The organism is Larkinella bovis, assembly GCF_042655385.1.
Lineage (GTDB): Bacteria > Bacteroidota > Bacteroidia > Cytophagales > Spirosomataceae > Larkinella > Larkinella bovis.
On record NZ_JBHSMA010000005.1, the window covers coordinates 141,282 to 161,346 of the forward strand.

Here is a 20,065-nt window from a genome sequence, read left to right on the forward strand (position 1 = left end):
GCCTTGGTAGAAACGTAAAAAGTAGAAAACCGCCCTATTGGAGCGGTTTTCTACTTTTTAGAAGAAGCAGGGAACATTCCTCAGCGCTTACGCGACTTCCAGTTCCTGCGGTTTTTTCGGTTTTACTTTTTTGCCACCGAAGCGGGCCATCAGCCGGTCAACCACCAGATACATCGACGGCACGACCAGCAGCGTGAGCAGCATCGAAGACGTCAGACCGCCGATGATGACCCAGGCCATCCCATTCTTGGTTTCGGCACCGGCACCACTCGCCAGGGCGATCGGCAGCATACCCAGAATCATCGCCAGCGTCGTCATCAGAATCGGGCGCAGACGTTCTTTACCGGCTTCGATCAGCGCATGAATCACATCGTGCCCTTCGGCTTTGAGCTGGTTGGCAAAGTCAACGATCAGGATGGCGTTTTTCGCCACCAGACCGAGCAGCATGATCATCCCGACAATCGAGAATACCGTCAGGCTTTCCATCGTCAGCGCCAGCGCCAGCAGGGCTCCAATCAGCGCCACCGGAATCGAGAACAGAACGACGAACGGATATACCACACTTTCGTACAGCGCCACCATAATGAAATACACCAGCAGGATAGCGATCAGCAGCGCCAGCCCCAGACTTCCGAAGGCTTCGCCCTGTTGCTGCAATTGACCCAGGTACTGGATGGAAACTCCTTCCGGCAATTTAACCTGCTCCATTTTGGCCTGGATGTCGGCTCCTACCGTACCCACCGGACGCCCCACAACCTGCGCGTTGATCGTGACTGACGAAAGGCGGTCAATCCGTTCCAGGACGCTTTCCCCAATCTGCTCCTGCACCTGGGCAAACTGCGAGAGTTCGAAGCTTTTCCCCTGGTTGTTCACAAAGGTCAGGCGGCTGATATCCCCGGCATTCGTGCGGTCGAACTTGTCGAGACTGATCAGGATATCGTACTCATTCCCGTTCTGTTTGAATTTCGACTGATCGTTGCCACGGAAGGCATTTTGCAGCGCCATGCCTACTTCGGAAGCATTGATCCCCAGTTGCGCCATTTTCTCGCGGTCGAGGTTGACGGTTACTTCCGGCTTCGGATCTTTTACCGAATACTTCACGTCCTGCGTACCCGGTATCGATTTCGTTACCTCCATCACCGTGGCAGCCGCTTCCCGGATATCTTTCAGATTGGTTCCTTTTACCGCAATCTGGATCGGGGCCTGCGCATTACCGACTATACCGACCGGGCTAACCGTTACTTTCGTCCCCGGAATCTGACTCACTTCTTTTTTCAGCAACTGCCCAAACTCTTCGGTCGAAATGGTACGATGTTTTTTATCGACCAGCTTGACGTTGATGTCCGCAATATTGCTGTTCGAGGAGGTCGCTAATCCATTACTCGTGTAACCGACATTAGTAAACACATTGGTTACTTCCGGGTGTTTCATAATGATCTCTTCCGCACGCTGGGCGACGGCATTCGTCTGGTAAATCGAAGCCGTTGGCGCCAGTTCGATCGTAACGGCCGTCTCACCCATGTCGCTTTGGGGCATGAACGCGCCCCCGATAAACCCGGCAGGAACCAGGGCAATCGAACCGACCAGCAGGGCAATTGTGCCCAGGAAAACATACCGTTTATGACCCAGCACCCACGCCAGAATACGGCCGTAGGCTTCGGTCAGGCGGGTAATCATGTTTTCAAAGCCCAGGTTCAGACGGCCCCAGAGCGAATTGCGGCTCAGGATTTCAACCTTGCCGAACCGGGATGCCAGCAACGGCGTCAGTGTAAACGACACCAACAAACTCATCAGGGTGGAGAACACGACCACCAGGGCAAATTCCCGGAGAATGTTTCCGATCAGACCGCCGGTCATCGCCAGCGGCACGAACACCACCACGTCGACCAGCGTAATGGCCAGGGCCGTAAAGCCGATCTCACTCCGGCCATCCAGGGCCGCCGTCCGCTTGTCTTTCCCCATTTCGAGGTGACGGTTGATGTTTTCCAGGACCACAATCGAGTCATCGACCAGAATACCTACCACCAGCGAAAGAGCCATCAGCGTCATCAGGTTTAGCGAGAAGCCCATCAGATACATCAGCGCAAACGTCGGAATCATGGACGACGGCAGCGCCACCAGCACGAACATGGCCGACCGGAAGCTGTGCAGGAACAGCAGCATCACCACCGATACGATCACAATGGCCAACCCCATATCGAAAACTACCGCATCGGCCGAAGCCAGGGTGTAAATCGACTGATCGGCGGCAATGTTGAACTTCAGGTTGATGTTACTGTATTGCTTTTCAAGTTGCTTGATCCGCTCCTGCGTCAACTGACTCACCGATACCGCATTGGCGTCCGACTGCTTCTGAATCTGCAAACCGATCGACGGCTGGGCGTTGATATGGTTGATGGCGGTCGGTTTGGTGGTGGCGTCGACCACTTCGGCCACATCTTTCAGCAATACCTGGCTGCCGTTGGGCTTGCGGGCAACGATCAGGTTACGCAATCGGTTGGTGGTTTCAACGGAGGCATCGAAGCGAATCGAGAGCTGGGATTCGCGGGTTTCGAGCTGACCGGCCGGGTAGCTGGTGTTGGCCGCTGCAATGGCCTGCGACACCTGTCCGATGGATAGGCCGTAGGCGCGTAGTTTATCCTGATTGACATTGATCTGGATTTCGCGCTCATTTCCACCGATAACGTTTACCTGACCAACCCCGGTTACGTTCGACAACTGCGGTTTGATGTTGTCATCGATCAGATCGTACAGGGCCGTGGGCGACAGGTTGGCCGTGACCCCCATCCGCAAGACCGGTATTTCGTCGGTCGAGAATTTGTTGATAATCGGGCGATCAGCTTCGTCGGGCAGCAGGTTCAACACCTGTTCTACCTTCCGCTGGGCGTCTTGCTGGGCCAGCGTGGTGCTGACACCGTTTTTCAACTGAACAATCACAATGGAAGCCCCTTCCTGCGAGGTAGAGGTCATGCGGTCCAGTCCTTCGAGCGACGACAGAGCGTCTTCAATCCGCTTCGTTACGTTGGTTTCAACCTCATCGGCCGAAGCACCCCGGTAGGTTGTCGCTACGCTGATGACGTTGGCTTCGAATTTTGGCAATAAGTTGTATGACAACTGCTTGTAGCTCAGGGCACCGAACAGAATCAGCACGGTGAAGACCGTGAGGACCAGCAGAGGGCGTTTGACGGCTATTTCAGATACAGACATAATTTCTTACTTATTTTGTGATTTGTACGGGTTTGCCGTCGCTCAGGTTCAATTGACCCGTAGCCACCACCTGGTCGCCAGCCGACAAGCCTTCCAACACTTCAATGTTATCGCCGAATTCCCGGCCCACTTTAATCTGGCGTTGTTTGGCCACATTGCCTTCTACAACATACACATACGGATTCTTGATGCTTTCCACCAGAGCAATCCGCGGAATTTGCAGGGCTTTCTGGTTGGATTTCTGCGAGAAATCGACATTCACGAACGTACCGGCTTTCAGACCGCCTGCGCTAGCCAGCGTGATTTCGACTGGATAGTTATGTTCTTCGGTTCCCTGCGGAGCAATATAGGTGATTTGCCCGCTGAATGTTTTTCCCGGAAAAACATCGGCGGTGATACGGACCGTCTGGCCTTTGCGCAGTTGATAAACGTCACTTTCGTTGACCAGTACGTTCACTTTCAGGCGGTTTACATCCAGGACCGTACCCAATACCGTACCCGGAGAAATGTACTCGCCCGGTTCGATGTCTTTCTTCACAATCTGGCCGCTGATCGGGGCTTTTACGTTTGCTTCCTGGATCTGTTTCTTGATCTGCTCGGCCTGGTTGATGGCGCTCTCGTAGTTGTATTTGGTTTCGTTCACCTGAATTTCCGTCGTGGCATTACCGGCCAGCAGCGTGCTATACCGGGTTACGTCTTTCTTCAGCTTGTCAATGTTCAGTTCCGTGGCCTCCAGCGACAGTTCTTTCAGCTTGTTATCCAGCTGAACCAGAACCGCCCCCTGACGAACCTGCGAGCCCAGCTCAAAATTGACCTGCGTTACGCGACCGGCCGTGGTGGCCGTAATATTGGCTTCCTTGAACGGAATCAGGTTGCCGGTTTTAACAAGCTGCTGATTAACCTCGCCTTCTTCAACCTGCGTAACCGTTACCGGAATGGACGTATTGGTGTTGGTCGGCAACTGGTTCTTTTCGTCAATCTTCTTTTTGTTGGAAGCCAACCGGAAGCCGATGAGCGACGTAACGGCTAAAATGGCTACTACAACGATAATGGTTGTCTTTTTCATGGGAGTCGGTTGTATTCTCAGAGTTGATTATAAAAACTTAACAACGAGCCCTGCGATTTCTCAAGATCAAGCTGGGCCTGGTAAAAATTGATGAGCGAATTGATATAGTTCGATTGGGCCTGTTGGTAGGAGGTGTCGGCGTTAATCAGGTCCGTCAGGGTCTTGGTTCCCTGTTTGTATTGCAGGGTCGTGACGTTGTAAACCTCCTGAGCCAGTTTCACATTCCGGTCGTCGTTCTGCACGTTGGTCTGAGCCCGCTGAATCTGCGACTGCGCGTTGTTAAACTGAAGGCGGTAGGAGGCCGTATTCAGTCGTTGCTGTTCTTCCTGCGTCAGTACGGTCAGCTTCGCCTGCTGAATTTTGGCGTCGCGCTGAAAACCGTCAAAAATCGGAACGTTCAAGCGTAACCCAATGCTTCCGAAGCCCATGAAGTTGCTGAACGATTTCGTAAAATCATTCGCGAGCACCAGCGAACCGTAGTTGGCTGCGAAGTTCAGCGTCGGCAGGTAGCCTGCTTTGGTGCGTTGCAGTTGCAGGCGTTGCAGGGCCAGACTAGTTTCACTCTGTTGGTATGAAACCAGATTTTTGGCGTCGAACTGCGTTTGTTCCAGCGTCGGAACCTGCTTGATAATCACCGAATCCGAAAGGACAAGAGCCTGTTCCTGCGGTAATCCCATCTGGTATTTCAAGCGGTTGAGCGACAGGTTCAGATCGTTTTCGGCCAGTGACAACTGCGAACGCGTGTTGTTGAGGTTCACTTCCGTCCGGGTGTAATCAACGGGCTGGATCACCCCGTTGTCCCGTTGCAGTTTCAGCACATTCAGAACCTGCTGCGTTCGTTCGATATTATCTTTCAGCAAGGCGATTTGCTGCTGGGCGATAAACACCTGATAATAGTTGCTCGTGATGTTATAAATAATGTCTTCACGGGTTTGGCGGGTATTCAGCTCGGCCAATTGCTGATTCGGTTTGGCGGCTTTCAGACCCAGCAGGAGCGATTTGTCGTAAATCGGTTGAGAAAGCTGCGCATTGACGTTCGTCTGGTATTTCGAACCCAGCGCAACCCGGATAGGCTCGGTGCTGCCGCCCAAACCGGCGGGTAACAACGTCGATTGAAGTTTCAGGTTGTCGGTGAAGTTTCCCGTTCCGGATACCTGTGGCAGGTATGAACTAAGTGCCTCCCGGGCCTGCTGATTGGCGGTTTCTGACTGATACTGCGCAAGACGCACGGTTCCAAAATGCTGTAGACCATAATCAATGCAGCTTTTCAGCGTCCAGTTCGTCTGCGCCCACCCGGGCAGCGAAGCCGCAAGTGAAAACGATACAACAAGAGCAACTAACTTTTTCATAATTGTAATAAACGTAGAAAAACTTTTATTGTGGATATATCAATAGTAGATATATCAACTATTTTGGTAAAATAAAAAATCAACATTCTATGAGACCCGCTACCTTATGCAATAGTTTAAGTAGGGTAGCAACTTCTTCTGGTTCAAGCTGATTTATTACTTCGTCGTCCAATTGTTTCGCTGTTTCCATTACCTTGTTGATGATCATTTTACCCGCCGGGGTCATTTGAATTAAATTCTTCCGCCGGTCAATGCTGTCGGGCGTTACACGGAGGTAGCCATCGCGTTCCAGAGTACGAATGGAGCGTTGAATGCCCGATTTGTCCTTTTGTAAGAGGTTAGCAATATCCTGTTGAGAGAGCGAGCCGTCGGGCGAATAGCTAACGACAAAAAGTACCGGAAGCTGCTCTAATTGGAGAGAGATTCCGGATTTGGCTAAATCACGATTGGTCTTCTTGGCAAATAAGTGTGAAACGTGGGTGATGTTAAACACCACGAACCGACTCATCTGGCCAAAAATCTTTTCTCTTATGACACTTTCTTCTTTCGCAATCATGGTCACAAACTTATAGTAAGTTGATATATCAACCAAGTACTTGTGAAAAAAGTTTTGTGTTTTTTGAGGATATGGCCAATAATCGGGATGAACGGTTCATCCCCACGGATTTCTAGTCCGTGGGGATGATATAGTTTAGGGAGGGAGGGCAGGCACCCGGGCAGGATTCGCGCCTGTGGCGTTATAAAGGACTTTTCTACATCGCGCCGAAAAACCGGCTGCTCTGGCCGATACGGATGCGTCAGACGATCTGTCGGCCGGCGGTTGCGTAATGCTTTAGCTCGATGGTATCACCCGGCAGCGGTTTGGTGTTCCAGTGGTGGTGAATTGCCAGGGCCGAGCCCAGGGCGGTCGCCTGCGCCATCGAAGCGGCAAACACTTCGGTTTGGGGAAAAGCGGCCGCCAGCAGGTTCATGTAAATCGGGTTTTTGCTAAAACCGCCATCGACAAAAATCCGCTTCACCGGCGAGTTGTCCAGCACCAGATTGGTCGAAATCAACTGCTGGGCCACAATGTCCAGCATCAGTTGGTGGTAGGCTTCTTCGTAGTTGCGGAAAACCGCTAAATCCCGGTGCCGGAAGAGGGATTCCTGCAGGGGAGGGGCCTTCACCCCTTCAAACCGGTTGTCGCTATTGGGCCGCGATTCGCGCAGATACTGAATGGTATCCGGGTCATAGGCAACCTGCTTGTAGTAGTTGTCGGGCGTCTGGAAATGGGCCGCCAGCCGTTTGGTTTGCTGCTCGTGCTCATACCCGGCAAACAGGCGCGATGCCTTGATCGGCTGCCCCTGGTAGTGCATGTAGCACAAACAATCATACTGCAACTCTTCCGCCGTCAGCGGAATGGTGTTGAACGGGTTCAGGCTAATCGACCAAGTGCCGGTTGAAATCAGCACGAATGGTTCCTGAAACGACGCCAGATAGGGAATCAAGGCGGCCGAGCTATCGTGCAGCCCGACACCGACTTTGAGCGGGTGATCCAGCCAGATAGCGCTCAACACGCTGTCGGATGTAAAAATAGGCCCAAACAGTTTGTCGAGGTTTTCGGCAACGACCCACTGATGGTACTGATTTTTGCTGAAGTCCCACAACATGGTATGGCAACCGATGCTGGTCACGTCGGTCAGTACCTGGCCGGTAAACAAATAACTCAGGTATTGGGGCAAATGCAGTGAATACCAGATTTTGCGGAATAACTTCGGTTTGTCGTACTTGATCCGGTACAGCATCAGGCCGGAGTTCAGGCTGTCGAGGGCCGGAGAAGCCGTTTCCATAGCCAGCGTCGTTTCGTCGCCGTAGGTGTCGTAAAACTTCTTCCGAATGGCCGCCGGATACGGTTTCAGATAATTATAGAGGTAGCCAATCGGGCGGCTTTCTTCGCTCAGGTGAACAAAACTGGCCCCATACGTCGAGAAGTTCAGGGCTTTGATCTCAAATTCGGGGAGCTCTAAAACCTCCCGTAACAACGTTTGCACCCAGTTTGTCAGCCGGGAAAGATCTTCGCAGGGATCGCCATCATCATCCACCGTATCGGTAAACGGTTCGGATCGTTCCCAAACAATCTCATACCGTTCGTTGAAAAGAAACAGCTTCTTGTTCGTCTTCCCGATGTCAAAAATGGCAATTACTGGCGTTTTCATTGAATAAATGAGTGAATGAGTGAATGAGCGAAAGAGCGAAAGGTTAACGCGGCAGCCACTCTTTCACTCTTTCATTCTTTCGCTCTTTAATTTAAAGTCCTGTTGCAATGGTTTTTAGGCCCCGTTCGCTGATGAGTTGCTGGCGAACATCCAGCTGGCGGAATAAGCTAAGCGGTTGTAGCGCCCCCCCGGCCCGACGACGGGCTTCGGCCACCAGCGGACGCACATCCGTGCGGAAAGCTTCCTGCAAAATCTCCTGTGCCCGCACCACGTCGTTGGCTTCGCGTGCCTCTTCCAACGCCTGACGATCGACCAGTAGGGCCTGCGCGTAGGCCAGTTGAATGGCTTCGACGGATTGCAGCAAATCTTCCAGCGGGTCTTTAACGTTGTGGCTCGCGTCAATCATCCAGCCCAAATCCGTCGCGTGGTTCATCCCTTTGCGGTCCATGCCATCAATTAACTCGTTGAAAATCAGGAAAAGCTGGTAAGGGCGAATGCTGCCAACCGTCAGGTCGTCGTCGCCGTACTTCGAATCGTTGAAGTGAAAACCGCCCAGTTTGCCTTCCATCAGCAGCAACGAAACGATCTGCTCGATGTTGGCATTGGGCAAATGATGGCCCAGATCGACCAGTGTATAGGCTTTGGGGCCAAGCTTATTGGCGAACAACAGGGAAGAACCCCAGTCGCCGACGGTCATGGAATAAAAATTGGGTTCAAAGGCTTTATATTCGACAAAAACCTTCCAGTCGTCGGGCAAAGCCGCGTAGATTTCCTGTAAACTGTCCAGCGTGCGTTCAAACGCTTTCCGGAAGTTCAGCTGGCCCGGGAAACACGAACCGTCGGACAACCAGACCGTCAGCGACTTGGAGCCCAGGGCGACGCCGTGTTTGATGACATCAATATTGTGTTCAATCGCCTGTTGCCGAACCGCCCGATCTACGTGTTGCAGCGAGCCGAATTTGTAGCTCAGGGGCTGGTCGGGTTGATCCTGGAACGTATTGGAGTTCATGGCGTCGAACTGCAAACCGTAGCTGGCCGCCAGGCTTTTGATCGCTTCGCCGTCTTTCGGGATATCCCATGGAATATGGAGCGAAATGGCTCCGCTCGACTTGTTCAGAGCATGCAGCAGGCCAACATCTTCGATTTTTTCCTCCAGTGAACGGGGTTCGCCACCGCCCGGAAACCGGCCAAACCGGGTGCCGCCCGTACCCAGCGCCCAACTCGGAATGGCAATCTGGAAAGCAATCAGTTTCTGGATCACCTCCTCGGCGTTGGCGACCTCCCCGGTCCAGTACGACAGCTTCCGTTGGTGTGTTTCCTGGAGCTTGTTATTATGATCAGCAATCTGATAGGCTTCGAGTTGCATGAAAGGTTAGGGGTTTAAGAGCGTTGTTCCACAGAGTTGATCGGAGTTTTCTCTGATAAACCCTGATAATCTCTGATCAACTCTGTGGAACAACGTAATCAATTTATCGCACAAACGCCATCGCTACTCCGCCGTCCACATTCAGGACGTTCCCGGTGGATTTGCCCAGCAAACCGCCCACAAACGCGAAACACGCATTGGCAATATCGTCTGGCAAAATGATTTCATTCAGTAAGGTCCGTTTCGCGTAGTAAGCGGGCAGTTCTTCCACCGTTACGCCGTAGGCTTTGGCACGGCCCTCCGCCCAGGCACCCGCCCAGATTTTGCTATCGGAAATCACCGCATCCGGATTGACAACGTTGACACGAATGTGGTCTTTGCCGAGTTCGGCCGCGTTCAGGCGGCTCAGGTGCAATTGAGCGGCTTTGGCCGAACCGTAACCCGCATTGTTGGGGCCGGAAACCAGACCGTTTTTGCTGGCAATGTTGATCACATCACCGCCCAGCTTTTGCTTCCGCATGATTTCAACGCCTTTCTGGGTCACCAGGAACTGACCTTTCACCAGTACGTCGTACAACAGATCCCAGTCTTTTTCGGTATGCTCTTCAATCGGTTTCGAGATCGACAGCCCGGCGCAGTTGACCACAATATCAACCCCGCCGAAGGCCAGCGCAGCCGCGTCAAACGCCTTGCTGATGGTGTCGGCGCTGGTTACATCCAGCGTAGCCGCCGTATGGGTGTCCCGACCGTAGCTCTGACGGAATTCGTCATCGGCACCTTTCAGGCGCTCGGGATCGTTATCATTGATAACGACAACGGCTCCTTCGGCCACAAATTTCTTGGCAATGGCTTTTCCGATACCGCCCGCACTGCCGGTAACCAGAGCAATTTTGCCCGATAACGGTTTGGGTTTCGGCATCCGTTGCAGTTTCGCTTCTTCCAGCAGCCAGTATTCGATATCAAATGCTTCCTGACGCGGCAGCGAGGTGTATTCTGAAATGGCTTCGGCGCCCTTCATCACGTTGATGGCGTTCGTATAGAACTCAGCCGCCACCCGCGCGGTTTGCTTGTCTTTGGCAAACGAGAACATTCCCACCCCCGGCCACAGGATAATCACCGGGTTTTTGTCACGAATGGCCGGACTGTTCGGGTGTTTGCAGGTTTCGTAATAGTCAGCATACATCGCCCGGTAGGCTTCGAACGCCGGTGTCAGTTTTTCCTGAATGGCTGCGGTATTCGTTACGTCCTCGTCGGGTGTCAGGTCGAGCACCAGCGGGCTGATCTTGGTCCGCAGGAAGTGGTCGGGGCAGGAAGTGCCCAGCGGAGCCAGCCGTTCCAGGTCATTCGAATTAATAAACTCCAGTACGCGCTCATCGTCCGTAAAGTGACCGATCATCGACGTCCGGTTTGAGCAGAAACCGCGCAGTACCGGCGCCAGGGTGGCCGCTTGTTGCAGACGCGCTTCCTTGTCAATGCTTTGCAAGTTGGCACCGCCAAAAACCGGACGGTTTTTACCGTAGTTTTCTTCCAGGTATTCCGCACACCGTTCGATGACTTCCAGCGTATTAATGTAGCTTTCGTAAGCCGTGTCGCCCCAGGTAAACAAACCATGTGACCCCAGCATGATGCCCCGGATACCCGGATTCTGCTCCAGACACTCGGCCAGTTTCAGGCCCAGGTCAAAACCCGGCCGCTGCCAGTCGACCCAGCCGATGGTGCCGTCGAACAACTCCTGCGTGATTTTTTTGCCGTCTTTGGCTGCCGCAATGGCAATGGCCGCATCCGGGTGCAGGTGGTCAATGTGCGCAAACGGCAGAAAACCGTGCAGGGGTGTGTCGATCGACGGGGCCTTGGAAGACAGATCGAAAATGCAATGGTTAAACAGTTCGACCATTTCATCTTCAAATTCGATCCCCCGGTAGATATTTTTCAGGCTCCGCAGCCGGTCGACGTACAGAGCGGCCAACCCACTGCGCTTCATCGTGCCCAGGTCGCCCCCGGACCCTTTGATCCACATCACTTCGGTTTCGTTACCCGTCAGCGGATCTTTCGCCATGGTTTTGCAGGACGTGTTTCCTCCGCCGTAATTGGTCAGCCGGAGGTCGGCACCTAAAAGGTTGGAACGATAAATGAGGAGGGCTACTTCGTCACCGGCCAGTTCGGCGGCTTTGGCTTCATCCCACAAGTAACTTACATGACGAAACTCGTTCGCCTGCCGTGTGTTGTTCGTACTGAGCATATCGAATTGATGTCGGAACGCCGACGCGATTGAATCTTCAGAGTTATGATCTCTTCTTCCTAAAAAGTAGTTTTCACTGAATTATACCCAAAGATAAGCGCTATTGACAGCCTTACTTTCATGTACTGTCCTATTTTCTATTTAAAAAATCAATATTTGTCCTTCAAAACCTATAATTTTTGGTAGAAAATTGCAATTTCATTCCGCAGGAACTCTTTTCGTCCAAATGAGTTCTTCTAGAAAGCAACCCCAATCCGATGCTATCCGTTGCCCCCATAACTATTCAGAAAATTAGTCAACATTCTGCTAGTGAATACGTTGCTGATTTGCTGGCGGTTGAAGAACCGCTGGAAATCCGGCTGGGCTTCGGTCCTGCGCACGACCGTCAGCAACGAACGGTGGCCGTTACGATGCGGACGCCGGGCCACGACGAAGAATTGGCGCTGGGGTTTTTGTTCACCGAAAATATTCTTTCCAACCCATCGGAGGTGGTTTCTGTCCGCCATTGCGGGTCGGATTCCGACAAAAAAGGCAATGTGCTACGGGTGGAATTGCAGCCGGAGGCCGTTGTTGACTGGCAGCGGCTGGAACGCCATAGTTATACGGCTTCCAGTTGCGGGATTTGCGGAAAAGCATCCATCGAAGCCATCCAGACCATCTGTCAGACGCAAATCGTTTCCGACTTTCAGTTTGATCCGGAAATGATTCATGCTTTACCCGATAAACTGCGGGAAACCCAACGGACCTTTGCGCATACGGGCGGTTTGCACGCTGCGGCTTTGTTTGACGAAACCGGGCGACTGGTGCTGGTGCGCGAAGATATCGGGCGGCATAATGCGCTGGACAAGCTCATCGGCGCGGCTTTCTGGCAGGGGTGGTTGCCCCTGAGCCGGTTTGGCGTCCTGGTCAGTGGGCGGGTTGCGTTCGAACTGGTGCAGAAATCCTGGATGGCTGGCGTTCCGTTGCTAGCGGCAGTCGGTGCTCCCTCGAGCCTGGCCGTTGAGCTGGCAAAAGAAGCCGGCATGACGCTGCTCGGTTTTGTTCGGGATAACCGCTACAACCAGTATACCTTCACGTATGCTTCCCGCACCGTTTGATGCCGATCCGCTGACCTCGAAATCTGCTGCAATAACCGGTTTCAAGGGCTGACCTGGGGCGCCTGATTGCTACGTCGTTGTGTGACATTAAAGGAGTTTTAGTACCTTACACCTGACAATTTCGGACGGGTATGAAGACTGCGTACTGACTCCAAACGTTGATGGTACGTTATTCGCCCGTAGACAGAAGCTATGAAAATCGCCCCCGACGCCTTACTGGGCCTGAAAATTACCAAACCGAAGGAAACCGCTGCCGGCCTGACCGCCGTAACGGTGGCGCTTCAGCACGTTTTCCGCACTACCGACCTGGCCCGGGGCTGGAAAGCGCTGATTGAACTGAACCAGAAGGACGGTTACGACTGTCCGAGCTGCGCCTGGCCCGACCCCGATGACCATCGCTCCCGCGTGGCCGAATATTGCGAAAATGGGGCCAAAGCCGTGGCCGATGAAGTGATGACCAAACACACGGCTTCACCGGTTTTGTTTCAGCGGTATTCGGTGGATGAACTGCGGCAAAAAGATGATTTCTGGCTCGGGCAGCAGGGGCGGCTGACGCAGCCCCTGATCATTCGGAAAGGGCAGACCCATTACGAGCCGATTGGTTGGGAGGAAGCCTTTCAACTCATTGCCGATCACCTCAATGCGCTGGATTCGCCGGACGAAGCGGTTTTTTATACCTCCGGCCGGACCAGCAACGAAGCGGCTTTCCTCTACCAGTTATTCGTGCGGCAATTCGGAACGAACAACCTGCCCGACTGCTCCAACATGTGCCACGAATCAACCTCGGTGGCGCTGGCCGAAACGCTGGGCCTGGGTAAGGCGTCGATCGTTTACGAGGATATCGAGAAGGCCGAGGTCATTATGATCATGGGCCAGAATCCGGGAACCAATGCGCCCCGGATGCTGACTCCGCTGGAGCACGCCAAGCGTAACGGCGCGACTCTTATTGCCGTTAATCCGCTGGTGGAGACGGGGTTGCTGGCGTTCAAGTATCCGCAAAGTCCCCGCGATATCCTGTTGGGGGGACAAAAACTAACCGACCTCTACCTGCAAATCCGGATCAATGCCGACTTGGCGTTCCTGAAAGCGGTGTGCAAACTCCTGCTGGAAGAAGAGAAGAAAACGCCCGGCCGGGTGATCGATGCGGATTTTATCAAAAATTATACGTCCGGCTACGACGATTTTATCCGCAGTCTGGAATCCTATGACGTGGAGGAACTGGTGGCGCAGACGGGCTTGTCGATGGCGCAGGTTCAGCAGGCGGTTGACATCCTTAAGCATAAAAAGAAAATCATTATCTGCTGGGCGATGGGGCTGACGCAGCACCGGAATTCTGTGAAGACCATTAATGAGGTCATTAACCTGCTGTTGCTGAAGGGTAGTATTGGTATTGAGGGGGGAGGAGCGGCCCCCATTCGGGGCCACAGCAATGTGCAGGGCGACCGCACGATGGGCATTTGGGAGCGACCCAAACCCGAATTTCTGGACCGGCTGAAAACCGTCTTTGGCTTTGAACCTCCGCGCCAACACGGTTTTAGTGCCGTGGAAGCCGTACAGGCCATGCACGATGGAAGCGCCAAGGTCTTTTTCGGGATGGGCGGTAACTTTCTGATGGCCGTTTCGGATACGGACTATACCGCCGAAGCCCTCCGGAACTGCAAACTCACGGTACAGGTTTCGACCAAACTCAACCGCAGTCATCTGGTGCACGGCGAAACCGCCCTGATTCTGCCCTGCCTGGCCCGCTCAGACCGCGACACGCAGGCGTCGGGCGACCAGTTTGTGACGACCGAGGCCACCACGGGCGTTGTGCAGCCATCGCACGGTCGGCTGGAGCCGGTTTCGCGGCACCTGAAAAGCGAGCCGGCCATCGTTGCCGGTTTAGCCAAAGCGGTTTTTCGCAACCGGGAAACCGGTATCGACTGGGACAAACTGATTGGCAATTACGACTACATCCGTGATCTGATCGAAAACGTTATTCCCGGTTTTGACCACTACAACGAACGGGTCCGAAAACCGGGCGGTTTTTATTTGCCCAACGGCCCCCGCGAACGAACGTTTAGAACAAACGATGGCAAGGCTCATTTTTCCATCAACGTACCCGAACAGCACGAACTCCAGCCCGATGAATTGCTGCTGATGACCATCCGGAGCCACGACCAGTTCAACACCACGGTATATGGTAACGACGACCGGTACCGGGGCATTCATAACGAACGGCGGGTCGTGTTCATGCACCCGGACGACATCGCCAGCCGGGGCCTGCAATCGCAGCAGATCGTCCGGTTGCAGAGCCGCTACGAGGGCAAAATTCGCACGGCCGAACGGTTTGTGGTGGTGCCCTACAACATTCCACGCGGGTGTGCGGCTGCTTATTTTCCGGAAACGAACGTGCTGCTGCCCATTAACCGGGTTGCCGAAGGAAGTTTGACGCCCACTTCGAAATCAATTATCATTACGGTAAAACCGGTCTGAGCGAACTTTTTTAGCGGGAGGGAAATTCTTCCCGTATTCATAACACACCCGAGAATGTCTACTGTTTTATTGACCGGCGGGGCCGGAGGCCTGGGCCGCAGCATTACGCAAAACCTGTTGAAGAATGGACATACCGTTGTCGCCACCCTCGAACCGGGCGGTCACCGGCTTGATCCACAGCCCAATCTGATTACCCACGAACTCGATCTGACCGACGAAGCCGGTTGCCGGGCGCTGGTTCGGAAGGTGGCGGACGAGCACGGTAGCATCGACGCGGCCATCTTGCTGGTCGGCGGTTTTGCGATGGGTTCAATTGCCGAAACGGATTTTGCGGCCATCGAAAAGATGTTCCGGCTGAATTTCCAGACGACCTATCAGGTCGTCCGTCCGGTTTTTGAACAGATGACCCAACAGGCCGGTGGAGGCCGGTTCGTTATGGTGGGGGCCCGGCCCGCACTGACGCCCTCGGCGGGAAAACACATGGTGGCCTATGCACTGTCTAAATCGCTGGTGATTCAGTTGTCGGAAATGCTCAATGCGGAAGGGAAGGATAAAAATATTGTGTCAACGGCATTGGTCCCGAGCGTCATCGATACGCCCACCAACCGGAAAGCCATGCCGGATGCTGATCCGGCCAGTTGGGTGAAACCCGAAGAGATCGCCGAACTGATTGATTTTGTGACCTTCGGGTCGGGGAAAATGTTGCGGGAGTCGATTCTGAAAGTGTACAACAATGCCTGAAAACCGGTAATGCCGGTCAGGAAGCGGGTTCAATCCCATCCGTCGGAATGCTAAAACCCGGACGCCGGTGGCCATACCGCTGATTGATATAATTCCGGGCCGGTACCTCCACATAACGATAGGTCAGGGCGGACACTCCCAGCGTTAAGGTCACCAGCAACAGGCATAGCGGCAAACCGGGAGGAGTTTTCGCAGCGCCAAGTGCTTCGAAACTGGAGAACATCCTGGGATTTTGCGGCAGAATAAAAAGGACGATGAGTAGAAAGGCAATGGGAATATGGACCATATAGATGGAAAATGACCAATCGCCGAGCCGTTGCAGGGGGCGGGTTTCCAGCGTCTTTTTAATAAAATCGTCGTTGTAGGCGGCCGACAGGATGATGAAGGGGAAAAACGCCAGAATCAGTAATTCATGAATGCCGAAGTGCATGGCGAGGCACACGCCAATGGAAAAGACCAAAAATGCCCAACCCCTTTTGAGCCAGCGAAATGCCCACTGGCTTCGATACAATTCGTAAAATAACATACCGAGCAGGAAGCCCGCCAGGCACCGGACCAGCCCCCAATCGGTCAGCGTATTGATGGTCGGGGGAGACAGGACGCCCGGTTGTGTAAAGGGCGTTGCGCTGTAGTACGGAATGATGTAATACATTAATCCCAGAAACAAACCCACAATGACCACCGCGACCAGCCATTTTCCGAGGCCGGTCAGCCGGAAAAAGGGGTGAACCAGCAGGGGGAAAATCATGTAGACCCACCACTCGGTGCTGAGCGACCAGGAGGGGGTATTAAGTGGGGCCGTGCCGTAGAGATGAAGCGACTGTATCAAGAGCAGACAGGCCGGAATGGTGTCGAGTCCGAAGATGATCTGAAAGAAAGGAGCAAGCCCATCCGCCATTGACCGGATGACCAGAATGACGGCAACGGCGGCCCAGAGCGTTAGAAAATGCAGCGGATACACCCGGGCAAACCGGGCAAGCAGGTATTTCCGGTAATTCGCCCACGAAACTTTTTCCTGAAAATTGGCACCATAGGCGTGGGACAGGACAAATCCGCTCAGCACAAAGAAAAAGTCAACCCATAGCCAGCCGTTCTGAACGAACAGCGTGATGGCGGGATTGATGAACGGAGCTAGCATCAGGTTGGAGTGAAAGATCACGACCAGCAGGGCGGCAATTCCCCGTAAGGGCGTCAGGGTGGTCAGGTACGTAGGTGCTGTTTTCATGGCTGCTGCCGTATTCTGAAAGGATAGAGAATGGTTTTATACGAACTAATAAATAATCAGAATAAAATCATAACTAACTGATTATCTTCTTATTAACCGGTTTTTGAGTATATTTTCAAATGTCCATTCCCGCTATTTAAAAGGCGGTTTTTTTTAGGATAATTACAGTCTGCAATTGACTATTTTACGGCGATCGGTTAGGGGCCTGTACGTCAATGGGGTATAGATCAACGTGTTCTTACATCAGTTGTCGAATGAATAGACATAAACGGGAACCATAAGAGCGTGATTTTTTCGTAGGGTGGTCTGTATCAGGTAGCAAACCGCCAGAATTGCCGGGAAGGGCGCAAAGGGGCCATCAGGGGAAGAGCCGGTTCCTGTAAAGGCTGAAGGCGAAGAAATTATTGAGCGAACGGTAATCGTCAGACGGTGGTTTATTTAGTCCGTTGTGAGGCCGGAATGCGTAAATTTGCCGTAAACTTCGGGCTGGACAGTAATTCTTTTCCGGTTGCCGCTTTTAAAATCATGCACTTCTTTACCCAACAACCTTCTTTTACAAACCGCAAAATTATCTTCCTCGGTTTGTTTGCCCTGATTATTCATTCCGTTTCGGCCCAGAAACCGTCGGCGATCTGGTACCGCCAGCCTGCCCGCAACTGGAACGAAGCCCTTCCGGTGGGCAACGGGCGGTTGGGCGCCATGGTGTTCGGACGACCCGCCGACGAACTGATTCAGTTGAACGAATCCTCGCTCTGGTCGGGCGGACCGGTCAACCGGAACCCGAATCCGGGCGTGGCGAAATACCTGCCCGAAATCCGGGAAGCACTTTTCCGGGAGGATTATGCGGCTGCGGCCAAATTGACGCAAAAAATGCAGGGGTCATATACGGAAGCGTATCAACCCCTGGGTGATTTGCTGTTGAAACAGCGGTTTTCCGGACAGCCGACGGACTATTACCGCGACCTGAATATCGCCAATGCCAGTTCGACCACCCGGTTTCGGGCCGATGGGGTTACGTACACGCGCGAAATCTTTGCTTCGGCACCCGATCAGGTCATTGTCGTGCGGCTGACGGCGGATAAAAAAGGAACGCTCAACGTCACGGCGGCCGTGCAAAGCCCGCACCCGATTACCAAAACCGTGGCTGGTCGGCAAGGACTGGTGGTGCGCGGGAAAGCGCCCGCCCATGCCGATCCGAATTACGTTAATTACAATTCAAAACCGGTTTTTTACGAAGATGCAGCCGGTTGCCGGGGGATGCGTTTCGACTGGCGGGTAAATGTGCGTTCGACGGACGGAACCGTGGTAGCCGATACCGCCGGGATTCGGGTTCAGAACGCGACCGAAGCGGTTTTGCTGCTGACGGCGGCTACCAGTTTCAACGGTTTCGATAAATGCCCCAACCGCGATGGTCGGGACGAAAAACAACTGGCGGACAGCTACCTGAAAAAAGCCCTTGCCAAATCCGTCGATGGGCTTCGCCGGGATCATGTGGTTGATTATCAGCGGTATTTTAACCGGGCTTCGTTTACGCTGGAAACCGCGTCGGTGGTGAATCTACCAATGGATGAGCGGCTGAAACGGTACGCCGAAGGAGCCGCCGACCCCGAACTGGAGACGCTGTATTTTCAGTTTGGTCGGTATTTGCTCATTTCGAGTTCGCGGCCCGGTGGCATTCCGGCTAATTTGCAGGGACTCTGGAATCCGATGGTGCGCCCGCCCTGGAGCAGCAACTACACGACCAATATCAACACCGAAATGAACTACTGGCCGGCGGAAATGGTCAACCTGTCGGAAATGCATTCTCCGTTGCTGACCTGGGTGGGGTATATGGCCGCGACGGGTCGGGAAACCACGAAGAACTTTTATAACGCCCGGGGCTGGACCATTCACCACAATTCGGACCTCTGGGGCACGTCAAACCCGGTAGGGGATAACGGGAAAGGCAGCCCGTCCTGGGCCAACTGGGCGATGGGCGGCCCCTGGCTGTGTCAGCATTTGTACGACCGTTACCTGTTTACGGGCGATAAAAAATACCTGCGCGATTACGCCTATCCGCTGATGAAAGAAGCGGCTTTGTTCTGTCTCGACTGGCTGGTGGAAGACCAACAGGGCCGGTTGGTAACCGCTCCGGCCACCTCGCCCGAAAACGTTTTTATCACCGATCAGGGTGTGAAGGAGTCGGTTTCGGTGGCAACGACGATGGACATGGGGCTCATCTGGGATCTGTTCTCCAACGTGATTCAGGCGTCGTCGCAACTGGGCATCGATGCGGATTTCCGGAATGAACTAACGGCTAAAAAAAACCGGTTGTTTCCGTTGCAGATTGGGAAAACCGGCAATTTGCAGGAATGGTATAAAGACTGGCAGGATGAAGACCCCGAGCACCGCCACGTTTCGCACCTTTATGTGCTGCATCCGGGCCGGGAAGTGTCGCCGTTGACGACGCCGAAGTTTGCCGATGCGGCCAAACGGACACTCGAAATCCGGGGCGATGGCGGCACGGGCTGGAGTAAATCCTGGAAGATCAATTTCTGGGCGCGGCTGCACGATGGCAACCATGCTTACAAACTTCTGCGCGAACTGCTGAAATTGACCGGTATGGAGGGGACGGATTACGCCAAGGGGGGCGGCACCTACCCGAACCTGCTCTGTGCTCATCCGCCGTTCCAGATCGATGGCAACTTTGGGGGCACGTCGGGCATCGGTGAAATGCTGCTGCAAAGCCACGACGGTTTGCTCAACCTGCTACCCGCCCGGCCCGATGCCTGGGCCATGGGTGAGGTAAAAGGGCTGAAAGCCCGGGGCGGTTTTGAGCTGGATATGAGCTGGAAAGAGGGCAGGCTGACACGCGTGGCGGTTCGGTCAGCTTTGGGCGGGAATTGTCGGCTGCGGTTGACGAACACCCTCCGGGGAGACGGGAAAGCCACCCTGAAAACCGCCGAAGGCGCCAACCCGAATCCGTTCTTCCAACTGCCCGAAAACCGTTACCAGACCCAATCACCCGAAACACCCGCCGATGGTGTCTGGATCTATGATCTGGTGACCGAACCCGGAAAAACGTATGTTCTGCTGGGAGCGATTTAATGGATAGAAGTGAGCCAG

Annotated in this window: 12 protein-coding genes; 4 read left to right on the forward strand and 8 right to left on the reverse strand. The window is 53.7% G+C overall.

The window, feature by feature from the left end; translation table 11 throughout:
* Positions 1-87: 87 nt before the first annotated feature.
* From ACFPMF_RS17150 to ACFPMF_RS17180, 7 genes are all read right to left on the reverse strand, one after another.
* Positions 88-3,207 (reverse strand): efflux RND transporter permease subunit, encoded by a 3,120-nt coding sequence (locus ACFPMF_RS17150; RefSeq protein ID WP_379847496.1) that lies wholly within the window; start codon positions 3,205-3,207, stop codon positions 88-90.
* A 10-nt stretch (positions 3,208-3,217) separates the two neighbouring features.
* The gene (locus ACFPMF_RS17155; protein ID WP_379847498.1) at positions 3,218-4,273 is read right to left on the reverse strand and encodes an efflux RND transporter periplasmic adaptor subunit; all 1,056 of its coding nucleotides are present in this window, start codon (positions 4,271-4,273) and stop codon (positions 3,218-3,220) included.
* A 17-nt stretch (positions 4,274-4,290) separates the two neighbouring features.
* Positions 4,291-5,622: a TolC family protein gene (locus ACFPMF_RS17160; protein ID WP_379847500.1), complete on the reverse strand. Its 1,332-nt coding sequence runs from the start codon at positions 5,620-5,622 to the stop codon at positions 4,291-4,293.
* Positions 5,623-5,701: 79 nt separating this feature from the next.
* Positions 5,702-6,178, reverse strand: a complete 477-nt coding sequence (locus tag ACFPMF_RS17165; RefSeq protein ID WP_379847502.1) for a MarR family winged helix-turn-helix transcriptional regulator — start codon at positions 6,176-6,178, stop codon at positions 5,702-5,704.
* Positions 6,179-6,419: 241 nt separating this feature from the next.
* Positions 6,420-7,817, reverse strand: coding sequence for an FGGY-family carbohydrate kinase (locus ACFPMF_RS17170; protein WP_379847504.1), 1,398 nt, complete (start codon positions 7,815-7,817; stop codon positions 6,420-6,422).
* Between the two features lie 91 nt (positions 7,818-7,908).
* Entirely contained in the window at positions 7,909-9,183 is a 1,275-nt protein-coding gene (locus tag ACFPMF_RS17175; protein WP_379847506.1) for a sugar isomerase, read from the reverse strand.
* 103 nt (positions 9,184-9,286) lie between these two features.
* Positions 9,287-11,422: a bifunctional aldolase/short-chain dehydrogenase gene (locus ACFPMF_RS17180; protein WP_379847508.1), complete on the reverse strand. Its 2,136-nt coding sequence runs from the start codon at positions 11,420-11,422 to the stop codon at positions 9,287-9,289.
* A gap of 257 nt (positions 11,423-11,679) precedes the next feature.
* On the opposite strand from ACFPMF_RS17180, the gene fdhD reads away from it, so the two are divergent.
* The 3 genes from fdhD (at position 11,680) to ACFPMF_RS17195 (ending at position 15,735) form a co-directional block, all read left to right on the forward strand.
* Complete coding sequence (gene fdhD, locus ACFPMF_RS17185) at positions 11,680-12,519, forward strand: formate dehydrogenase accessory sulfurtransferase FdhD (RefSeq protein ID WP_379847510.1); 840 nt, start codon at positions 11,680-11,682, stop codon at positions 12,517-12,519.
* A gap of 192 nt (positions 12,520-12,711) precedes the next feature.
* Entirely contained in the window at positions 12,712-14,994 is a 2,283-nt protein-coding gene (locus ACFPMF_RS17190) for an FdhF/YdeP family oxidoreductase (RefSeq protein WP_379847512.1), read from the forward strand.
* A 54-nt stretch (positions 14,995-15,048) separates the two neighbouring features.
* Entirely contained in the window at positions 15,049-15,735 is a 687-nt protein-coding gene (locus tag ACFPMF_RS17195) for an SDR family NAD(P)-dependent oxidoreductase (protein WP_379847514.1), read from the forward strand.
* Positions 15,736-15,751: 16 nt separating this feature from the next.
* Here the strand turns inward: ACFPMF_RS17195 and ACFPMF_RS17200 are convergent, their stop codons facing one another.
* A complete protein-coding gene (locus ACFPMF_RS17200; RefSeq protein WP_379847516.1) occupies positions 15,752-16,960 on the reverse strand; it encodes an acyltransferase family protein in 1,209 nt (402 codons plus the stop codon).
* Positions 16,961-17,419: 459 nt separating this feature from the next.
* On the opposite strand from ACFPMF_RS17200, the gene ACFPMF_RS17205 reads away from it, so the two are divergent.
* Positions 17,420-20,047: a glycoside hydrolase family 95 protein gene (locus tag ACFPMF_RS17205; protein WP_379847518.1), complete on the forward strand. Its 2,628-nt coding sequence runs from the start codon at positions 17,420-17,422 to the stop codon at positions 20,045-20,047.
* The last annotated feature ends 18 nt before the right edge of the window (positions 20,048-20,065 follow it).